Source organism: Dorea sp. AM10-31 (assembly GCF_003435815.1).
Taxonomy (GTDB): Bacteria; Bacillota; Clostridia; order Lachnospirales; family Lachnospiraceae; genus Dorea_D; species Dorea_D hominis.
On sequence record NZ_QTUV01000010.1, the window covers coordinates 65308 to 84711 of the forward strand.

Sequence of the window (19404 nt, forward strand, 5' to 3'; positions counted from 1 at the left end):
TCCTTAATCTTCAAGCTGACATGTATATGCCTGTGCATTTGTTACATCCACTGCCGATACTGTTAAAGTTTTTGCTGTGGCAATAGGCGCTGATCCTCCGACCTTATACCACTTAACTACTCCAATCCCGGATACCGTACCGTCGTTGGCCACTGTCTGCTCGGTAGCTCCTTTAAATACATGCGCAGTAAGAACGGTGGACCCAGAGTTATTTTTGAAAATGATTCCATTTGAGGATGTCACGGTAAGAGTAATGGCATCTGCTCCGTTTACTCCGTCCTTCCCGTTTGTTCCGTTCGTGCCTTTATAAGAAACACTATAAGAAGTTGTGGATTTTCCGTCGGAATAAGTTACTTTTGTCCTAGTCCATAAAAACTGGCCATACTCCACAGATGGAACAGTAGGAGACCACGGTCCAGTAGGTTCCTCTGTACCACTTGAGCTGGTCTGATACGTTACATCAGTAGATGATACCGTTACGGAAGTACCATTTGCCCCGTTTGTTCCATTTGTGCCCTGGTAAGATACGCTATATGCTTCCGTAGATTTACCATCAGAGTAATTGACTACCGTCTTTGTCCATAAGTACTGGCCACGTTCAACAGCGGGAACGTTCTCTGACCATGATCCGGTAGGTTTGTTCGTACCGCTTGAGCCAATCTGGTATGTCACCGATGTAGAACTGACGGTTACGGAAGTGCCATTTGCCCCGTCTTTACCATCCTGCCCATTAACACCAGCTTTAGCTACAGCGAACGAAAACTTTTTGTTTACTGTAATACCATCTACTACTACCGGGATTGTAGCCTCGCACGCTGATGAGATGATAGCCGTAGTTGTAAATGTAATTTTCACTTTATTTGTACCACTTCCTTCAACTGCTGCACTGATTCCGGTTGGAAGTATAATTGAACTCTTATCAACGCTTACAGAAGCGCATTGATTTGTTCCACAAAATGCCACGGCCTCTGTGATACAGGACAGCCCAGAAGGCGCTCCACTTGTATTTCCAATAAATGTATACGCTTCTGACGTAAGCATCACAGAATACGCATCCGTGACATCCATAATAGTTAATTGATCTGCTGCTTTAATTCCCATGCTCTTATCCTCCTGCTAAACAATTAATTCACATAAAAAAGTTACCTTTACATCTACATCATCTGGTGATAATGCAAATGAAAATCCATCGTTTCTGATTCTTGGATCACCGGAAGAGATAATTCCATAAGTCTCTTCCTCTAAGCGCTGCCATTTCCACTGGATATATGCACCGCTTCCGAATGTCTTTCTCAGAGTCTCTGCATCTTCTATCCGCTCCTTTCCGTGATATATAACAACCGACAATACCGTTGACACTGCATTATTCTTAAATACACTGCCCCTCGAGGATTCTATGTGAAGCAATACTGCCGCTTCTCCTTCTTCCCCTTTTACTCTCACCCATTTATACAGTTCCGGATTGGAAATATCCGGATCTCTCACAGTCTGGTTCGCACGTGTTCCAAGATATGCTTTCCCGGTCGGATCAAGCGAAATTCCGGAACCGTATTCATCATCTGCGTAAGCGGTCCATGTATACAGCGTTCGATTGTCTGCCAGATTCTTAAAGTTTCCCGCCAGATCCTGCACCTGCTGAGAGATTCCGTTATCTTTGATCAGATAATCTCCAATAGTAATGCTGACACTTCTGCCCGTTTCTGAAATCTCCGTTTTTAATATTCTCGCAGAAAAATATACTTCGCCGGATTCATCCACAATATTTACGGTATCTCCGATCTTTGTACCCTTTGGCAGTTCAAGCACATCAATCTCATAGTTCACTTCCGGTTCCCGGATCTTCTTCAGCTCTTCTATCGCCTTCTCACATAAGAGTTCCTGACTTACTGTATCAAAATTAAATGTCTTTACAATATCGCCTTCGCCCTGTCCATCTGCGAAAAACCGGCTCCACTGCTGCCATGCTGTCCTGGATTTCAGAAGATTTCCATCAATGTAAAAATCTCCATCATCGTACTTATAATCTCGCAGATTGATTGCAATATCACTGTCTTCCGGTGTGGAACCGTATGGCAGCAATGCCGTGGCAAGATTCGCAATTGATTTCTTCGTTACCATCCTGTCGATATCGCGGTTCAGATGAAGCTGTACTCCTGCGTCCCGTCCCCGCTTCTGGTAAATGTCGATATACTTATGCTTTACAGCCATTCCTTCTACATCAAAGGAAAAGGCGATTTCTGCATCAAACTCTCCGGCAACGTCTAATATCCGCTCCGTCACAGTCTGTTCATCATTCCAGGCAAGTTTCTTTGTTTCTGATACCTCGTTAAGTCCGATCTCAAAGCCACTGTCTTCTGCAAATTTATTTACATAATGATCGATCTCATATGCCTTATCTGCAGTGTACGGAAGTGCTATTTCATTCAGCAGATCCAATCCCGCATCTTCTGCATAAACCATAACTTCTCTGCTTTTTGTATCTGCTTCTGTCTCAATGATCGTATAAAAAGATTTTTCATCGCTACTCTGGTACAGTAAATAATTTCCTACCGCAGCACATCTTTCCACTTCTTTTCTCGTAAGCGCATCGTATGCAATATGCAATTCCAGAACCGATACGCCCGCTTCTATCTCTTCTGTTTTTGTATCATCGACAATCAGCAAGCCTTCCGGAAGCGTTGTGCTTGCATTTCCTAATATGTTCATATGACGGTCAGCAAAATACACGATCATAGAAAGACCTCCCTGTATTTCAATTTGAAGGCCGGTGCGTATTCCTCTTCTACCCACTCCGACCAGCTAAACCCGATCTGATTCACTCCGGGCATTAGATAAAATTCTTCCCAGCTATTGCCGAGTGCTCCAAGATCCTGCCTGTCCAGTTCATTCAGCTTTACGGATGCACTTGCGCAGTCAATCGAAAGGACATCATTTGCATTGAATTTATTCTGTACATCGTGCCATTCCAGTACGATCTTATCTATAGTCTCCGTGACCGTCTTCTTATAGTTCTTCACCAGTTTCATTTCATACATTCCATTGTATTTCATGGCTGCCGCCGTGCTCTTCTGGAAGAACCCGGCAGTGATCTTGCTTACGGATTTCGCCGCTACGCTCTCCACTGTAAAGCTTGCTTTTATCCCGCCGAGGTCAAAGGAAATTCTTGAGCCTTTCTTTGTAATGCAGGATGATTTTGCGGTCTTAATGGCAGTTATTTTTTTCTTCTTATCCTCTGCCCGGTTTTCTCCAAATCTCTTGTTGTGCAATGACAGATCTATCTCTGCTTCTTTCCGGATCTTGCCATCCACGATCATCCGGTACTTCCCTTTCGTTCCGTCACCGGACTTGTAAATGTCAACGCCCGCTACAATTTTCCCAGACGCATCCGACAATATCATCTGGAAACGACCTTTCTGCTTCTTTCCTGCACTCGTGCTGTCCACACACATCTTCTGCGCATACTGCATCTGGAAATCTGTAGCAGATTCCGAAAGAGAATATGTCGTTACAGCACCATGCCATCCAGAACCCGATCCATAACTTGTCGCTGTAAGATAGTAAGTTCCCTCACTCGTGGAATTCTGCGAATGTTTCTCTCCCATCGTTCCATTTTGTGCCACTGTTCCATACAGCACACCGCTGTTATTTTTATACTTCGTCTTTAATGCATTCCATGCGGACGATTTCTTGAACGAATGATTAACCTGCACCTTCGTTGTCGGAACCTGATAAGTATTGGTTTCCTGTTCGACAACCTCGATCTGCTCTTCTGACAATTCGTCCGGATTGCCAAATTGTAATATGTGTTCTTCGTCATCGAAGAAAGCTACATAACCGCATCTTCCATTGTCGTTCTCTTCGCCGCTTTCGTCATTGTAAAAATCAACTTCAAACTTTGGAAATGCCCGATATGTACCGCCGTATTCAAACACAAATGCATTATCTGTCGGTTCTACCTCGTATTCTTTCACAGAATACTTAAACGGATCGGAGCATTTAAAACTGAAAGAACCTGTCACGGCATTCTTCCCCGGATCGATATCATCCACCGATTCCATTGTTCCAATGTAATACTTGTCGGGTTCATCCATGAAGATTAATTGCGCCTCTTCTACATTCAGAAGTGCATTCAGCTCATTAAATGCTGCACGGAACCGCGCATTACTTCCGGCAATCAATTGAAACGTCACAGTAATCGTTCTTTCCGGATATCTTTTACTCTGATACCTTGTTCCATCATTCACAGTGCTGTCCAGCGTAGTGACTTCTGTTTCTAACAATTCCCGTCCGGAGACATGCAAGGTCCGATACTCCGGGATTTCATCCTCGATCAATATTCCATTTATCATCAAAGCTTCAGATGGGACGTCACGCCCCACCTGAAAATCTGTCGTATCTACGAAACTATACATACTGCCTCCTTACTTTCTTCCATGCCGTCTGCTCTCACGACTTTGTCTCGAATCCAGTTCGCTCTGCATATATGGTGCAGTCGTTCTTGCCACTTCTCGTCCATCCACTTCTACCGGAACAACAATCGTATACTTCGCGTTGCTGTAATATTCATACTCTGCTGACAAATCGCCGGTGTAATCACCTGCGAGTCTCGGTGCCGCAACGTCAGGAATGGTCACAATACTTTGCGCTACATCAGCAATCTTATGCCGCATGGTCTCCAACTGGTTTATATATCCTTTTGCCGTGTAAGTCGCCAGAGAAGCGAATACCTTTGACGGACTGTGAATCTTAAGCTTCTTTCGGAATGCCTTGATCACTTCGTTTGCCAGTATCCGGCTTTCTTTACTCAGATTCTTTTTCTTGGATGACATTCCTGACACAAATCCGCTCATTGCATTTGCTCCAATTGTAGTCATGCGCTTTTTCAGCGCCTTTGCTTCTTTCGTCACCTGCGCAGAGAAGTCCTTCTTAAGACTGCTTAATTTCGGCGCATAGTAATTGGTTGCTGTTTTCTTTGCAGCATTCTGGAATTTTGTATAACTTGCCCCGTAAGCTTTCAGATTTTTCGTAGACATCTTAAGCAGATTATTCGTATAAGCCAGACCTTCTGCCGTGCTGAGTCCGAGGATTTCTTCCATCAGTCCGTCCGGAAGAATTTTCTTCAGCTTTTCCAGATTCTTTGCGTAGGCATTGATCTGCTTTGTGCCGGCATTAAAATCTTTCAATGCAATATTCCCGTAATCATCCGCCGTGTAGAGACTGTTGACATTTCCAAGATTCTCCATGAATGTCTTTCTTGCATCGATGATCGCATCGTATTTCTTCTGATACTTCTTTCCCAACTTATCAAATGTGGAATCCGCTGCCTTGATCAGCTTCTTCACTTCGGCTTTATATGATTTTGAAAATGCACTGTTTAGATAGCGTCCGGCTTTCGTATACTTGCTGGAAGCCTTCTTATTCTGCTTTTTCAGTGGCTTCACATACGCATTGATCATATTCTTGACCGACTTAAGTGCACTGTCCCGTTTCTTCTCCATCTGCGATTTGAACTTATCACTGAGTTTTTCACCAAGCGACTCATAATTTCCCTTATTCTTCGCAGTCTTAAATACTTTCATCGTTTCGCTGACGAGTTTTCTTGCCGCTTTTGTAGCCTCACTGATCTTACTCAGGATTCCATTTCCAAATCCCAAACTCATGTATCCACCATGCTTCTTCGTGAGTTTGGAAGGGCTGTGGATCTTCGCTTTCGCCCGGATAGCTGTGTCCGCAGCAGATACCATCCTCTCAGCTGCTGCTTCGATCTGTCCAAGGCAGGAACTCATTCCACTTGCGAACCCCTGGCTGACGTAAGAGCCGGCACTGTACGCACCAGAACGCCCGGATCTCAGCCTTGCATTTACACTTGTAGTTGCTTTCGATGCAGCCGATACAGCTTTACTCAGACCACTGCGAAGAGCAGATGCATAACCGCTTCCTGCATTTTTACCTGCAGACTTCGCTGTAGAAGCCACTTTGCTCATGGACTTGCCAACCGCAGATAAAGAACTTGCCGCCACCGCGCCCATTGTTCCGAAACTTACATTTACGGATGCAGATGCGGATGCCAGCGTTTTCAATCCACTCGCCGCCTGACCTACACCTGTACCCTTTTTGGAAATTTTACCAAGCCCGATCGACACAGCTCCGAGAGATTTTGCGATAGATCCAATCGACAGTCCGGCTATCGTCTTAATCCCACTTGCTACACTCTTAAATCCCTGTCCGGCATTCTTTGCAGATGTTCCGACCGAATTAATCACTTTGGCAATTCCATTCAGCACACTTGTAAGACCGCCACTGATTGCATCCACAACTTTCGTGATTGTATTTCCAATCACCGTAAATCCGGCACTCGCCACAAGAACTGCCGTTCCAAGCACCAGCAATCCAGCTCCGGCTGCCACTGCTCCTGCGCCAACTACTACGAGCCCGGCTCCCAGTACAATACATCCGGCTCCGGCAATCGCTGCGCCCGTGCCAAATACAAGCATAGCCGCACCAAGTGCTGCGATGGATACTGCTCCTGCCGCTCCATACTGGACAACTGCCGGCAGGACACCAACAACAATCTTAAGTGCTGCTCCTGCTATCAACGCACCTGTTGCTGCCAGAACAATCGCTGCTCCAAAGGCAATAAAACCAACTGCTCCAACGGTAAGTGCCGGCGCCAGAACCGCTGCTCCTGCTGCAAGCAAGGCAACCGCTGCTACCATGCCGACCATCGCACCAATTGCCACCGGTCCGGCAGATGCCAGCTTCGTTGCTGCTGTTGTAAGCAATAACATCCCTGCACCTGCCAGAACAACTGCTGCACCAAAGGCTATGAATCCGGCTGCCCCTGCAGTTAAAGTCGATGCAACTTCTTTCGCAACGACCAGCAGCCCGCCGATTGCAACAACCATTCCAAGCATGACACCTGCAGCTAAAGGACCGGCTTTTGCAAGATTAATCGCAGAAAGCGTAAGCAACGCAAATCCGGCTGCAATCAGTGCGATTCCGGCTCCCATTTTCAAGAATGCTGTAGCGGACTGAACAAGACTTCCGAAAGACTCTTTACTTGCTACTCCAACCGCTTTCTCTCCTGCCGCAACACCGAATAACTTACCAGCTAATGCCACAATGCCTTTTCCACCTAACTTCAAAAGCGTACCCGCAAATGTGGTGATTCCCGGAACGAGCGACTGGATGATCTTAAATCCCTTTATCGCCAAAAGAAGTTTTAAAACCTTTGGCGCTGCAGACGCTATTTCGTCTGAATGATCTGCCACAATCTGCGCAAAATGCGCAATCGCATCGGATATACCACTTACCACACTTGTAAATGTATCCAGACTGCTCTTCTTCTGCGCCAGCCCACCGAAAGATTTTCCAACAGCCGACACCGCATTTATAATTGCTTTTCCGGCTTTGGAAGCTGCATTTGAAAATGCTTTCCAGTACGGAGATACAACGGATACCGCAGATTCTACTTTCTTTGCCAGTCCATCCGGATCTACTTTATCCAAATGTCCAATTACATTTTCAATGCTGGAAATCGCCACATCCGATGTCTTATTAAAAGTCGGCATCAGCTTTACACCAAGCGTCTCTTTCAAACCGTCCATAGCCTGTCCCGCAGTTTTGTATGACGTAGCAAGCTTGGTAAAGGACTTGTTTGTTCCGACCTTTGCTATCGCATTAAAGAAATCTTCTGTCTTAACTTTTCCGTCCTGCACATCCTGCACAAGCTGTGATGTCGTTTTCCCCATGCCTTTAGCAACAGCCGCAATACCTGCCGGCGTCTGTTCCAGCATCAATTTAAAGTCCATCCACTGGATCGTTGGCTTTGCAGCCGCCTGTGTTGCCTGCTGGCTTAATGTCTTCATTGCCTGTGTCGGATTTTCAGAAGCTGCAGCTAATCCTCCGAAACCTTTTACCAGTTTCGTACAGTTCTTTGTTCCAACGGCAGCAAGCTGGCTGTAGGTCGTTGCCATATCCGAAGCGGAATAGATTGTCTTTGTAGCAAAATCCTGTAATTCATCTCTTGTCTTCGTGATGGATTTTGTCCCTTTTCCGATCATCTGCATATTTCCGTTAAATGTCTTCCATGCCGCAGATGATTCATTTAACTCCCCTGTCACTCCGGATATTCCACTCGTTATTGCAGAGAATGCTTTCTGACCGATCCCGGTCATGATTCCAAATCCCAGACCGGACGTCAATGTACTTTTCAAACGTTCCGCACTGCTTTGCGCACTCTTGAACGCAGACGAAAATCCACGGTCGCTCGCAGACAATATCGCCTTTACTGAATAACTTTCAGCCATATTGCACCTCCTACTGTTTTTTCAGAAGCTTACCGATTCCAACAAAACGACTGTCCGTCTTATTTTTTCCGAGAACACGGTTCACTTCTTTTTCATAATCGAAGAATTTCTTAAAGTTTGCATATACCGGCCGCAGTTTGTCTTTTCCGGCTTTCTTCTTCGCCTTCGCTTTGAAGTTAAGAAATGCCTGTAAATGCAGCCGATACTCTTCATCCACTCTTCTTAGTTCAACGGATTTCATTAACAGGTTGTATTCGGGAATCGTCAGTTTATTTACTTCCTCGAAGCTTTTCATGCCCAGATAGCGAAAACAGTTTAATGCGATCTCCTTATACTTTTCTCCAAAATCTTCTAATTCTGCATCTCGGCTTCCGCCAGTTCCTTCTCCACCTGTTCCACAAGGAATTTCGTTGCTTTCTTCGTAACATTGGCTCCTAATAAAAAATCCTTCACCTTGTCAAACAGTTCATCGATATCTGTATCCGGATCTTCCACATAGCCTTCCAGAGCCGCCGGTGTGATTCGCGGATTCTGCCCCTTGTTCGCTGTGTTCAAAATCATTACAAGTGCTTCCACGTCACCACCGAGCATCTCTGCCGCATAATAATTGAATCCAACGTCCTTTTTCATGCCCGGAACTTCTTTCACCGGAACTGCGATCATTTTATTCATATCTCTTAAAAAGCCAATACCAAACTTAAACTCATATGTCTGCCCATTGATTACTAATTCTTCCATTGTCTTACTCCTTTCGCGAAAAATGAGGATACCGCAATGTGTATCCTCATGTATATTATCTTACTCATGCATATTACTCGTATATATTACGAGCCTGTCTTCTGGGTATCTGTAAATACATAATTTGCAAGCTCCTGCTGTTCCTTCGTAACTGTCGCATAACCAGCTTCGCCTTTTCCGTTACATCCGAATGTAAGTGAAACTTCTACATTGTCTTCTGCATTGGATGTATATTCCAGTTCTGTAAGATACCCCTGGAAATATTTTGCTTTGAATTTTTCTGCATCTGAAGATGTTCCTTTTTCAAGCAAATTCACTTCCCAGATCTCCAGAAATTCATCGTTGTCCAGCGCCTCTTCCAGCTTATCAATGGTTGTATCCCCTTTTGCTAGAATACTGGTCGCTGTGATTTCAACTTCCAGTGCGCCCGGTGTACGGATCGTTCCATCTTTTGTGGCAGTTGTATCTGCATCCTTGGACTTGGTACGTCCGTTCTCTGTCGTAAATGCGATTCCTTTCGCACTCTCTGTTGCCGCTTCTTTTAACAGACGGTATAAGTAAATGATCTTTTTGCCCTGTACCGCCTCTGTGTTACTTTCTGAAAATACCTGCAGTCCCTGCATTTCTTTTCTTCTCATTTTCATCATCCTTTCATGAAAAACTAAATTCAAACTCCAGCACGCCGTGCAAGAGTGGCTGCTTCGTAGTTGTATCCGGAAGGATTCTCTGGTCTGTCATCTTTACTGCCCAGCCAAAGTTCTTCGTATGTTCTATACTCCGGCACAATGTCTTTATATCCAGCATGATCTGTGAAACTGTTCCGCGTTTTCTTGGGTTATCATGCCAGACATGGACTGTCTGGCTCACGTTCCCGATCACCGCATCCTTCATATTCTGATCCGCCTGCGTAGTTGCTCCGAGATATACAAATGGATACGCCGTTCCTTCCGGTGGCAAGAAAGTGTCGTAAACACCAATGCCTGTATTTTTATATTTTTCGTTCAGCGCAATCAGCAGTGCGCTGAATATTTCCTGCTGCGGATCCATTCTCTCACCTCACCAGTTCATTTAAATCTTTGATGAATTTCTTCTTCTGCTCATCGTAAGCAGGCTTCAGATAAGGCTGTGCTTCCATGAATCGTGTGCCGTATTCAACGTAAGCTGCGTAATCTGCCGTAGGCTCTACTTCCGCAGTCAGACCTCCGTCTGTAATATCCAGTCCAATGCTTTGCTTCAATTTTCCTCCCACATATCCCGGTATTCCGGTACTTTGTGGAGTTCCCACTGGCGCATTCTTTTGTGCTTTGGTCTGTAATTGCGCACCATTTCCTTTGACTACAGTTTTGACTGCATCCATGTTCATGCTCTTTTTAAGCTTCGCTTCCAGCTTGTCAAAGCCATCTATCCTTACTCCTGCCACTACAATACCTCCGATACGACAAAAGACTGCTTCGTCCTCAGTCTTCTGCTCACGTCAACTGTATAAGTCTTCTTTCCGATTCGAATCCTGTCAAACGGATCTAAGTAATGATTCTGTAAATGTATGGTTAAACTTCCCTGTTTCAGCCCTCCATAGATCAGCTTCATAACTTCTGCGCCTGTGTCCATCACAGAGGCAATCTGCTCTACCTCATCAACCTGTCCGTCTGCATAATCACCAGTGTCCGGATTATAATCTCCGGATCTGATTGTCTGCATATAAATAGGTGTGTCATACCTCACAGGAACCTCACCTTGCCTTTCGTTATCTCTTTCTGGCTGTCCAGATATGAACGGATATCATCCATATATCCGGCAAAATCATTATCAGACCAGGAAAGGCTTTCTCCCTCTACGGTATGAGAAGAAAGCCCTTCTGATCCAATCCGGTTGAATCGTATGATTGCAACGTCCAGAATGATATAATTCAGTTCTTCAGGAGGTTCGATCCCGCCAAGCAAAAGTTTCAGCCGGCTCTTTGCTGCATTTAAAATCAACTGCAGCTTTTTGTCCTGGCTTATATCCTCTTCCGACAGACCGAGCAATGCTTTCAGACTATCCAGCATAACCTTTTCCTCCAAACTTTACTCTCCTACGCTCACGACTACATCACCGGAACGAACGGCTTTGTAATTCTGATCACATTCAACCAGAGTGATGTGGTGAGTTGCAGTTGAAGCAATCTCAGATACTCCATCCCATTTAGACCAGTTCTTCACATCCATTCCGCAGGTTACATTTGTTGCAGATGCCGCATCCTTATATTTCCAGCTATTTCTCGGAGACATCAACTGTTCTTTCACAGACAGCTTTGTCAGTCCTGTTCCTGAACCGGCTTCTGATGTTACATCCAGCGTTCCTAATGTCTGTGTATCAGAGCTACCGACTGAAATATAAGCAATTGCATCCAGATATTCACAGAAAAGACGTAAGCCCATGATTGCAAAGTTATCAGAAATCATACGTCCGTAAGTGCCCTCTGTATGGAATCCGATAAAGCCTGTCTCCGCATCCGTTGTAAATGCAAGGCCGGCTCTTGCGAACTCTGAATCTCCCGGATCAACATAGTATGCAGCAAGGTTGTTGAGCGGTGTCGCAACTACAACATTCTGCGGAATCTCAGATGTAATAAACACAACGTCTGCTCCAAGGAAATCTGTCATATACTTAAATCCAAACGCTGTCTGCAGAGTGATGTCAGCAGCTCCAAGGTATTTATACACATCCAGCGTATTTACCCATACAGCAACACCAGTAGCTGTTCTTTTCATCTCCTGGAACTTCGCCACTACTTTACCGATAGCCATAGCAACAGCCATCTGCCAAGCTGTTTCATGTCCGGTTAAGGATCCCGCCTTTAACTGAGTGTAAAATTTGCTTGTAACTACATTCTGCAGATCAGATTTAAACTCTTCATCTGTATCCTGTACAGCTGCCTCGTATCCCTTTTCAGCGATTGCTTCCAAAGAAACACCCTTTCTGTACTTCTCGATCTTAATTGTATCGAACACAGTTTCCTCTACTTTGTACTGAGACATTGGGATCTCTTCTCCCTCTCCTACGTCTCCGGATTTCAATTCGCCTTTTACGGTCTTCGTTTTTAACGCAGAGCCATTTTCTTTCTTAATCATTCTGGTAATACCAATCACATCCAGTAATGCCTGCAGATTCTTACCAAAAGAAGTAACAAAATCAATCTCTCTTGCCCTCACCTGGATCTGCGCTTCACCTGTCATACCATCCGGCGCTGTAAACACCTGTAATCCTAATTTTCTAATATCATGCATATTTTACACACTCCTTTTACTGAAATAACTCCAGATTCTCAGCGATCAGTCTCTGTCTCTCTGTCGGATTCTTGACCGCTAATATCTGTTCCTTTGTCATTGTTCCTTTTCCTCCGGTTCCGGTCCTTGGTGGATTTCCCTTTAAAGCCTCTTTCACAGCAGCCTGTACTGCGCCTTTGTACATCTTGGAAAATGCTTCAACCGCTTTCTTTGTGCCATCTGCATCTTCTGCAACAAGATTTACCAGAAGCTCATCTGGAATATTGATTTCTTCTTCTGCCAGCATTTTACGCGCTGTTTTCGCCATGTCCGATCTGGCATTCTGACGTTTCAGCTCTTCCAGTTCTTTTTCAAGTTTGCTCGCCTTATATTCCGCTTTCTCTTCTTTGGTCATCTGCGCCAGCTTCTCTGCCTCTGACAGCTTATCATCCGTCAATGCCTTCCACTTTGCCTGCGCATTGGTCACTGCGGTATTCACTGCCTTCTGGACTCTCCGGTCAAACTCTGCCTGATTGCCTTCCCCTTTTAAAAAGTCATCAAATGTTACTGTTCCATCTGCACCGTTGCTTCTTGTTCCGGCTCCGCCATCGTCTCCATCACCTTCCGCAAACAACTGTAGATTCGCCATTGGAATTCTCCAACCGGCATACACATTGTTCATATGTTTCATAATTCGTCCTTTCCTCGCCCCGTTCCATTCTTTGTCGCCCAGACCGTTGCATATCGAATAATTGTAGTTTAACGACATCCCGGTCACATTAAGTTACATGATCCGGACATAATCCGGAAACTCATTGGCAATCATGCAGATCCCAATGAAAAAGGAATCCACCAGAGTCTTTGCTTTCTCTGACAGATTCCCATGCTGTATATCAACCCATCCGGGCGATATTTCATATTTTATTTTATCTTCGGTTAAATCCTTGATGGACTTGATCAGTGTTCGTGCCAAAGCTGTAACTCCGGCGCAGATTATATCCTGCCCGTATGCTGCATAATTTGCATGACCGGATATCGTTATTTCATCCTTGCGGACGGTTACTTCAATCAAATGCATCCATCCCTTCTGAAAAATGAGTATAAAAATAACACGCCTTTCGCGTGCTATTTTTCCTAGGCAGTAAATGTAACCACCGTCTTGCCGTTGCTATTTTTTACTACCAACGTCCCTTTTGAAATAATATCCATTCCTATAACAAAATCAACATCGTGATTTTCCAAAGGAAAACCTGCAATTTTTACATTTCTAAAGACCATTTCAGGAGTCAGAACAATATCAACAATGTAATATGTGATATCCTGTTTTCCTGTTGTACTGACACCTACACCCGTATCGACTGGACGCAAGCCAAGTTTTCTTGCCATTCGTTCAGAGATACACGAACTCGATGCTCCAGTATCCCACAAAGCTTTATTAATCCGAAAGCCTTCTGCTCCATCTGTGCATTCCCGGATGTCTAAGGATGTGATCAGTCGGTTTACAATCCCGTCATGGCGGTTTGTAATGGCACCGTCTGCATACGCTTGTGTGCTTTCAGCCTCAGCTTCTGGTCTGCTTTCGCATGTGTCCAGCAAACCTACGTATACGTTTTGCTTCATCTGTCTTTCCTCCATCGCGTTCTTAAGTAAATGGGATCATGCTAGATCACTGCCTTTTGTTCTGCAAACAACTGATTATCTGTCAGAGCCACTACGCCACTCCCATCTCTTGCTTTGGGAAGATAGGTTGTTGCGACCTTTATTTCTACAGATTGTTGCGGCTTAAGAGAAATAGTAATATCCACTCCCGTTTCAAACTCATAATCCCCTGCAATTTCTTCGGCATTATCAATCAATGATTGTCCACAACTTTTTATCGCCTCTACCCATGTTTCTTGTGTTTTGGGATTTGTTTTCATAGCTTTATCCCCTGAAATGCACATAGAAATACCACCGGTCTCATTTTGACTGGTGGTATTTATTTCCATTCATTTATCATATTCATAATACAAGCATTGTTCCCGTTATACTTCTCTGCTCCCAAAATATCAAGAGCCGCTCTCACAACGTAATTCATTGGAACGTTTAATAAGCAAATTTTATCATCCTTATGTCCTTTTACAGCATTAATAAAACGCTCGTCAGTTATTCTCTTATCGATGCCTGAAAGTATCGCTTGCATTGCAATGCCCGGTGTATCACTTTTCGCATCTTCAATAATTCTTTCGATAAAATTATTGTTCATATTTCTCGACCTCTTCATCACGAAGTTTTTCTAATCTTTTTACAATATCATTATACCCCAGCTCTTTTGCGAAGTCAATTTCTACTTGATACGCTTGCCTTTCTCTGTCTGCACACTTTGCAGGATTCTGAAATATTCTAAATCCTAAGTATCCATCTGCGCGGTCATCGCAGAAATGTTTATATTCATGCATCCACGCACTTATACTTGCGCCTTCTTCAACATTGATATTTCCTACTTTTCCAGCAGAAAGTCCAGGAAAGTATCCCATCGCACCCGCTCGCCTTGTTATATCGACTCCGCTTCGCTCCATATCTTCTTTCATTTCTCTTAACTCCTGCGGATGGGATTTTTCTGCCGCTCCGATATATTCCCTTATCGGATCATCCTTTGTATAAAATGCTTTCTCATATGAATCTGTATTTGCAACTGGGCTTCTCTGCTTCCACTCTTCAAAGCTCATCCCATGCTCTTTATATGTCTCAATCCATTCCTCATACTCTTCACTGTCCATATACGCCGCCACAGAACATCTACAGTTCGGATGCATCGGCGGAGCGTTCTCGCCTGGCATCATCTTATCGATATCGAAGTGCTTCTCATCCAATGCACGGCACGCTTCACAGGCTGTTCCGATCGCCAGAAATGTATACTGCGCAAATCCATTCCGGATAAACGACTGTTTTTGCGCTTCTGTCTGCACTCTTGCGAGTTCTGTCACCATAAGCCGATTGGCATTATAGGCGCTGACTCCGAAACGTTTCTGCAGATGTCTTGCAAGCTCTGTTGGATGCTTCCCCTGAATCAGTCCTGTTTTTAAAAGACTGTCCAGCTCTGCTTTGAGCATGCCTTGATACATCCAGATACGATCTGAATACGTGGCATTTTTGAACGATGCATTTACGACCGCATGTGCTGCCTTTTCATTATTCTGCACCGTTCTTCCTAAGATTCCCGACTGTCTTTTGAACTCATCCATTGTTCGATTCGTGAGCTTTTCTTCAAAATATTTCTGCAGTTCATCAAACCCTGCCACCAGCTCCAAACCGATATTTGCTTTCAGAAGTTCCAACCGGTTAATCTTCATCGTCGCGTTGTAAAGCCGCATCTCATCATTTGCCTGCTTGGAGAAATCCTTTGTTTTGACGTACCTTGCGGCTTTTCGTCCGTATTCCTCGATATCAAGCTTTGATACTTTTCGCTTTGCCTCTGACAAGGTTATTCCTTCTGCCCTTGCATACTTCGCATAGAATCCGTTGATTTCCTTCTGGATCTGATCCAGCATATATTTGTATGTATCATTGATCGCCTTCTCATATTCCGCTTCGGATTTCCTGCTGGCTTTCAGGTTCTCTTCTTCCCGCTTTCGCCAGTAATCGCTACTCTTCGGCACTTCCATCACCGTCACTTCCATCGGCAAACATCTGTGATACAATCGGATCTGTCTTTAACTCTTCCTGTTCCGAATTGATTTTGTCTATCTCATCCTGCGCATTATCTACGATGGACAGAACACTAAGCTGCGTCTCCTGACTGACAATTCCTTCCAGACTTTTTGCGATTTCTGCTTCTTCCTGCAGGTTCGCCGGGAAGTTCGGCGTAAAATGCGGATGTATCTTTACCCAGTCATCTTTCTTCATGCCAGACACGGGATTCGAGAAAATCAAGCGATATCTGCGGTTCATGCCGGATGTAAACTTTCTCTCCTTTGTCTTTTCCAGATTGCTCATTCCCTGCAACTTATATTTCATTGCAATGCCGGAGCTTGTCCCGAAATTTTCATCTGAGATATTTGCTACCATACTGATCTGAAATATCAGCTTCTCCAACCGGTCAATCAAATGCTCCTGCGTTGTATCACCGTTCGGCTTCTGCAGGAAGTCCACGATCAGCTTCTCTGTATCGCCATCGAAGTTAATGATCCGGTCATCCCTTATATGCTTCACATCGTCATTGTCCAGTTTAGAACCAAGTACTTTCAAATAAGCATCCGCAAAGTAATCTACATCATTTGCTTTTTCGCTGATTGCTTTATTGTACGCATCGATCATCGTAAGCACCGGCTCAAAGATGCCGATACGCTCTTTATTTTCCGAATACTCTGTAGCGGGTACACCGTCGAATCCATGTATCTTGCTTTCTTCTTCCCAGATAAGTTTTCCTTTCATGACAAACCAGCGCACTTCTGTTTCATCCGATACGCTGCCGTGTAAGACCTGGTCAGAATCTATATACAGGCGGACAAAGAACCGCTCCCGCTGCAGAACGGAATCATCATAAATCATAAACGCATCCATTGGAGGTAAATACGTGATACCAATATTTCCAAGCTCGTCCACATAGTACATCTCGTACCCTCTGCCATAAATGCTGCATATCTTGGAAAGTTCTGCATTGTTATCGTCTTGATCATTGTACTGATCCACGAACTCAATATACTTCTGGACATCCTCATTTCCATCTTCTACCTGCAACTTAATCGGATGTCCGATAAAGAACCCATTCATTGTATCTACCATATATTTCGCAAAATTCACGGCAATACGGTTGTCCGGCTTCCATTTCGGCTTAATCGGCTCATGGAATATCGGATAATCTGTCTCATATGCATCTTTTAATCTTTGATAGCGGAAAGAACACTCTGCACTGTGCTTCGTTATGAACTCTGTTAGTTTATTGTCTGTCAGTTCTTCCGTTGCCGGTAATCTATATAAGCTGTACACCTATATGCCTCCTTTCACATTCCGGTTCAATCTTGGTCGTACTTTACGCTCTTCCTCAATGGAGTAACGCAACATCGCCATTGCATCATCAAAAAATGGAACTGGCTCTTCCAGATAAGTATTGGTCTTCTCATCCTTCTTCCACTTCCATTGCTGAATTTCCTTTATGGTATTTACACAGGATGGATGGATGTGAATCCTGTGCTGTTTTAAATAATCAATCTGTGCATGGACACTGTTCGTCTCTTTATTGACACCCCTTGCCCGGTATCCGGCTTTCTGCCACATCTTGATTCGGTCCGGCTCGGCGGAGTCGCACCACATCCGGAGCTTCTTGCTGAATTTGCCTTCTGCTTCTCTGATAATCTCGTCTGTATCCATTTCATACACATACAATTCCCGGCACAGAAACAGTTCTCCGTCTTTAAAGCCAACCTCGCCAATGCAATCCGCATGGTTGAATCCGAAGTCCTGTGCATTAACCATGTAATCGAATCTTTCCGGGGAACGGTCAAATTCTTCTACAACATAATTCTTAAGAATCAGTCCGGCAACTTCGCCCCACTCACCAAGACCATAGACTCTGTATCCTTCTGGGTCTACTTCCTTGCGTCGGAGCATACGTCTGTGGTATGCTTCATCGATAAAACGGTTATTCTCATAGGTGGACTGATGCGTCAGTACATCCGGATCGGCACGATCAAAGAACACTTTCTTGATCCAGTGATGCGCCGATACCGGATTGAATGTCAACCGGATCTGGTAGAATAATCCCTTCGGCAATATACCTCGAAGTCGGTCATCGATGATTTCAAAATCTGACTGTGTAATCTCTGTGGCTTCCTCTATCCAAACATCGGTAAGCTTTCTTCGCTTGAATGTGATTGATTTTAGCTTTTCCCTCTGCTTCTCATCGTTAACGCCCCGGAAAATAATCTGGTTGTGATTACTCTTACATTCCAGGATCATGTTGGAGCTGTTGATATACCAGTATTTCTTATACTGCTCTCCAAATGCACGAAAAATAGCACTCTGCAATTCCGCAAAAGTGCTATCTCTGTTCGTTACATCTGATTTTCGTACACATAAAAGGTTTCTTCCCGGGTCTTTCATCAGTCTTAGAATATAGTTCTGTGCCGTGTCTACGCTCTTTCCAGATCCGGCAGAGCCCTTCATCACGATGTATCGTTTTTTACTACGATCGACTTCTTTGAAACAGGCATTTGCCTGTAGGCTTATATTCATAGACAATCAGCTTCTTTGAATGCACGGAAAAGCTTTGGCGATTGAATGGCAATCCAATCTGTGATTTCCTCGCTCTGTGCCCAAGCACATATATCTCCGCTGTTATTCCACAATCCTGATTCATACAGAAAAGCGTGAACAATTTCATGCCGCAATACCTTTTTCCTGTAATTCTTAAGTTCTTTGACACTGTATTCATCCGGTTTAAATTTAGCAATTATAATCTTTTTTGTACTGTGATCCATTGCACCATCTGCCCCCGGCGGTAACATCTTGTCTGGTGCGTTAATTATAATTTCATATTTTGTTCCAAGGACATAAATCCATTTATTTTTTCTCATTTTCATCTTCTCCATAGTCAATCGTGATATTGAGATCCATATCAACATCCGTCTCGACTTTATCCGTAAACAGTGCATATCGTTTTCCAAGCAGCTCTGCAGCTTTATTTAAATCACTTACCTTTGTTGGTACCTGAACCAGCTGTGGTACTTCTTTCTCGATAATCACCTTTTTGCCATTCTCGTCATATCTGCTACTACGCTCTTTGCAGGTAACGACCACTGTATCCATCTCCTGCCGGCGCAAAACTCTTGTCAGTGTTTGAAGCACTTCATCCTGCTTCGCAACCAAAGCATCCTCTTTTTCTTCCAATCTTTTTTCGATGTATTCCCTAATCCGAGTATTTCCGAGTAATTTTCTTGCCGCTGCATCCGCAGAACTATTTTTCTTGCAATTAGGATATGCTTCTCTGTAAGCCCTCGTGGCATTACAATCAATTAAGTATTCATCGCAAAATCTCTTCTGCTTTTCCGTCACTCAGACTCACCTCCACTTCTGGTTTATTTAGCCATGAGCAAAACTCCACACATTCAGTATTTATGCGGGTTTGCGAGGCA

General features: G+C 44.2%; 22 protein-coding genes. All 22 read right to left on the minus strand.

Annotated features, from left to right (window positions below; all coding sequences use genetic code 11):
* Nucleotides 1-3: 3 nt before the first annotated feature.
* Complete coding sequence (locus DW125_RS12650; RefSeq protein WP_117538357.1) at nucleotides 4-1101, minus strand: hypothetical protein; 1098 nt, start codon at nucleotides 1099-1101, stop codon at nucleotides 4-6.
* A gap of 15 nt (nucleotides 1102-1116) precedes the next feature.
* A complete protein-coding gene (locus DW125_RS12655; protein WP_117538358.1) occupies nucleotides 1117-2733 on the minus strand; it encodes a phage tail spike protein in 1617 nt (538 codons plus the stop codon).
* Entirely contained in the window at nucleotides 2730-4412 is a 1683-nt protein-coding gene (locus DW125_RS12660) for a distal tail protein Dit (RefSeq protein WP_117538359.1), read from the minus strand. The genes DW125_RS12655 and DW125_RS12660 overlap by 4 nt, the downstream gene beginning before the upstream one ends.
* A gap of 9 nt (nucleotides 4413-4421) precedes the next feature.
* Nucleotides 4422-8309 (minus strand): tape measure protein, encoded by a 3888-nt coding sequence (locus tag DW125_RS12665; protein ID WP_117538360.1) that lies wholly within the window; start codon nucleotides 8307-8309, stop codon nucleotides 4422-4424.
* A gap of 10 nt (nucleotides 8310-8319) precedes the next feature.
* Complete coding sequence (locus tag DW125_RS12670) at nucleotides 8320-8604, minus strand: hypothetical protein (RefSeq protein ID WP_199537843.1); 285 nt, start codon at nucleotides 8602-8604, stop codon at nucleotides 8320-8322.
* Between the two features lie 56 nt (nucleotides 8605-8660).
* Nucleotides 8661-9047, minus strand: coding sequence for a tail assembly chaperone (locus tag DW125_RS12675; RefSeq protein WP_117538361.1), 387 nt, complete (start codon nucleotides 9045-9047; stop codon nucleotides 8661-8663).
* 86 nt (nucleotides 9048-9133) lie between these two features.
* Nucleotides 9134-9685: a phage major tail protein, TP901-1 family gene (locus tag DW125_RS12680; RefSeq protein ID WP_117538362.1), complete on the minus strand. Its 552-nt coding sequence runs from the start codon at nucleotides 9683-9685 to the stop codon at nucleotides 9134-9136.
* Between the two features lie 13 nt (nucleotides 9686-9698).
* Entirely contained in the window at nucleotides 9699-10094 is a 396-nt protein-coding gene (locus DW125_RS12685; RefSeq protein WP_117538363.1) for a DUF3168 domain-containing protein, read from the minus strand.
* A gap of 4 nt (nucleotides 10095-10098) precedes the next feature.
* Nucleotides 10099-10467: an HK97-gp10 family putative phage morphogenesis protein gene (locus DW125_RS12690; RefSeq protein WP_117538364.1), complete on the minus strand. Its 369-nt coding sequence runs from the start codon at nucleotides 10465-10467 to the stop codon at nucleotides 10099-10101.
* Nucleotides 10467-10769 (minus strand): hypothetical protein, encoded by a 303-nt coding sequence (locus tag DW125_RS12695; protein WP_117538365.1) that lies wholly within the window; start codon nucleotides 10767-10769, stop codon nucleotides 10467-10469. Before DW125_RS12695 ends, DW125_RS12690 begins: the two co-directional genes overlap by 1 nt.
* On the minus strand, nucleotides 10766-11107 hold the full coding sequence (locus tag DW125_RS12700) for a phage head-tail connector protein (protein WP_242992988.1): 342 nt from the start codon (nucleotides 11105-11107) through the stop codon (nucleotides 10766-10768). Before DW125_RS12700 ends, DW125_RS12695 begins: the two co-directional genes overlap by 4 nt.
* 3 nt (nucleotides 11108-11110) lie before the next feature.
* Nucleotides 11111-12313 (minus strand): hypothetical protein, encoded by a 1203-nt coding sequence (locus DW125_RS12705; protein ID WP_242992990.1) that lies wholly within the window; start codon nucleotides 12311-12313, stop codon nucleotides 11111-11113.
* A 16-nt stretch (nucleotides 12314-12329) separates the two neighbouring features.
* Nucleotides 12330-12983, minus strand: coding sequence for a DUF4355 domain-containing protein (locus DW125_RS12710; protein WP_158549927.1), 654 nt, complete (start codon nucleotides 12981-12983; stop codon nucleotides 12330-12332).
* 93 nt (nucleotides 12984-13076) lie between these two features.
* Nucleotides 13077-13370, minus strand: coding sequence for a ribosomal-processing cysteine protease Prp (locus DW125_RS12715; RefSeq protein WP_242992992.1), 294 nt, complete (start codon nucleotides 13368-13370; stop codon nucleotides 13077-13079).
* Between the two features lie 56 nt (nucleotides 13371-13426).
* A complete protein-coding gene (locus tag DW125_RS12720; RefSeq protein ID WP_158549928.1) occupies nucleotides 13427-13912 on the minus strand; it encodes a retropepsin-like aspartic protease in 486 nt (161 codons plus the stop codon).
* 41 nt (nucleotides 13913-13953) lie between these two features.
* Nucleotides 13954-14211, minus strand: a complete 258-nt coding sequence (locus DW125_RS12725; RefSeq protein ID WP_118287805.1) for a hypothetical protein — start codon at nucleotides 14209-14211, stop codon at nucleotides 13954-13956.
* A gap of 59 nt (nucleotides 14212-14270) precedes the next feature.
* Entirely contained in the window at nucleotides 14271-14537 is a 267-nt protein-coding gene (locus DW125_RS12730) for a hypothetical protein (RefSeq protein ID WP_117538369.1), read from the minus strand.
* Nucleotides 14527-15972: a minor capsid protein gene (locus DW125_RS12735; protein WP_207658363.1), complete on the minus strand. Its 1446-nt coding sequence runs from the start codon at nucleotides 15970-15972 to the stop codon at nucleotides 14527-14529. The genes DW125_RS12730 and DW125_RS12735 overlap by 11 nt, the downstream gene beginning before the upstream one ends.
* Entirely contained in the window at nucleotides 15917-17260 is a 1344-nt protein-coding gene (locus DW125_RS12740; RefSeq protein ID WP_199537845.1) for a phage portal protein, read from the minus strand. Before DW125_RS12740 ends, DW125_RS12735 begins: the two co-directional genes overlap by 56 nt.
* Nucleotides 17261-18505 carry a PBSX family phage terminase large subunit gene (locus DW125_RS12745; protein WP_117538371.1) on the minus strand — a complete coding sequence of 415 codons (1245 nt, stop codon included), beginning with the start codon at nucleotides 18503-18505 and terminating at the stop codon, nucleotides 17261-17263.
* Nucleotides 18502-18846, minus strand: coding sequence for a hypothetical protein (locus tag DW125_RS12750; RefSeq protein WP_242992993.1), 345 nt, complete (start codon nucleotides 18844-18846; stop codon nucleotides 18502-18504). Before DW125_RS12750 ends, DW125_RS12745 begins: the two co-directional genes overlap by 4 nt.
* Nucleotides 18833-19324 carry a terminase small subunit gene (locus DW125_RS12755; protein WP_117538373.1) on the minus strand — a complete coding sequence of 164 codons (492 nt, stop codon included), beginning with the start codon at nucleotides 19322-19324 and terminating at the stop codon, nucleotides 18833-18835. Before DW125_RS12755 ends, DW125_RS12750 begins: the two co-directional genes overlap by 14 nt.
* Between the last annotated feature and the right edge of the window lie 80 nt (nucleotides 19325-19404).

Coding starts and splice junctions, on each gene's coding strand:
- DW125_RS12680 (WP_117538362.1), bottom strand. CDS start 9,685: ATGAGAAGAAAAGAAATGCAGGGACTGCAGGTATTTTCAGAAAGTAAC.
- DW125_RS12710 (WP_158549927.1), bottom strand. CDS start 12,983: ATGAAACATATGAACAATGTGTATGCCGGTTGGAGAATTCCAATGGCG.
- DW125_RS12705 (WP_242992990.1), bottom strand. CDS start 12,313: ATGCATGATATTAGAAAATTAGGATTACAGGTGTTTACAGCGCCGGAT.
- DW125_RS12665 (WP_117538360.1), bottom strand. CDS start 8,309: ATGGCTGAAAGTTATTCAGTAAAGGCGATATTGTCTGCGAGCGACCGT.
- DW125_RS12675 (WP_117538361.1), bottom strand. CDS start 9,047: ATGGAAGAATTAGTAATCAATGGGCAGACATATGAGTTTAAGTTTGGT.
- DW125_RS12715 (WP_242992992.1), bottom strand. CDS start 13,370: ATGCATTTGATTGAAGTAACCGTCCGCAAGGATGAAATAACGATATCC.
- DW125_RS12750 (WP_242992993.1), bottom strand. CDS start 18,846: ATGAGAAAAAATAAATGGATTTATGTCCTTGGAACAAAATATGAAATT.
- DW125_RS12660 (WP_117538359.1), bottom strand. CDS start 4,412: ATGTATAGTTTCGTAGATACGACAGATTTTCAGGTGGGGCGTGACGTC.
- DW125_RS12670 (WP_199537843.1), bottom strand. CDS start 8,604: ATGAAAAGCTTCGAGGAAGTAAATAAACTGACGATTCCCGAATACAAC.
- DW125_RS12685 (WP_117538363.1), bottom strand. CDS start 10,094: ATGGATCCGCAGCAGGAAATATTCAGCGCACTGCTGATTGCGCTGAAC.
- DW125_RS12720 (WP_158549928.1), bottom strand. CDS start 13,912: ATGAAGCAAAACGTATACGTAGGTTTGCTGGACACATGCGAAAGCAGA.
- DW125_RS12655 (WP_117538358.1), bottom strand. CDS start 2,733: ATGATCGTGTATTTTGCTGACCGTCATATGAACATATTAGGAAATGCA.
- DW125_RS12730 (WP_117538369.1), bottom strand. CDS start 14,537: ATGAACAATAATTTTATCGAAAGAATTATTGAAGATGCGAAAAGTGAT.
- DW125_RS12725 (WP_118287805.1), bottom strand. CDS start 14,211: ATGAAAACAAATCCCAAAACACAAGAAACATGGGTAGAGGCGATAAAA.
- DW125_RS12650 (WP_117538357.1), bottom strand. CDS start 1,101: ATGGGAATTAAAGCAGCAGATCAATTAACTATTATGGATGTCACGGAT.
- DW125_RS12745 (WP_117538371.1), bottom strand. CDS start 18,505: ATGAATATAAGCCTACAGGCAAATGCCTGTTTCAAAGAAGTCGATCGT.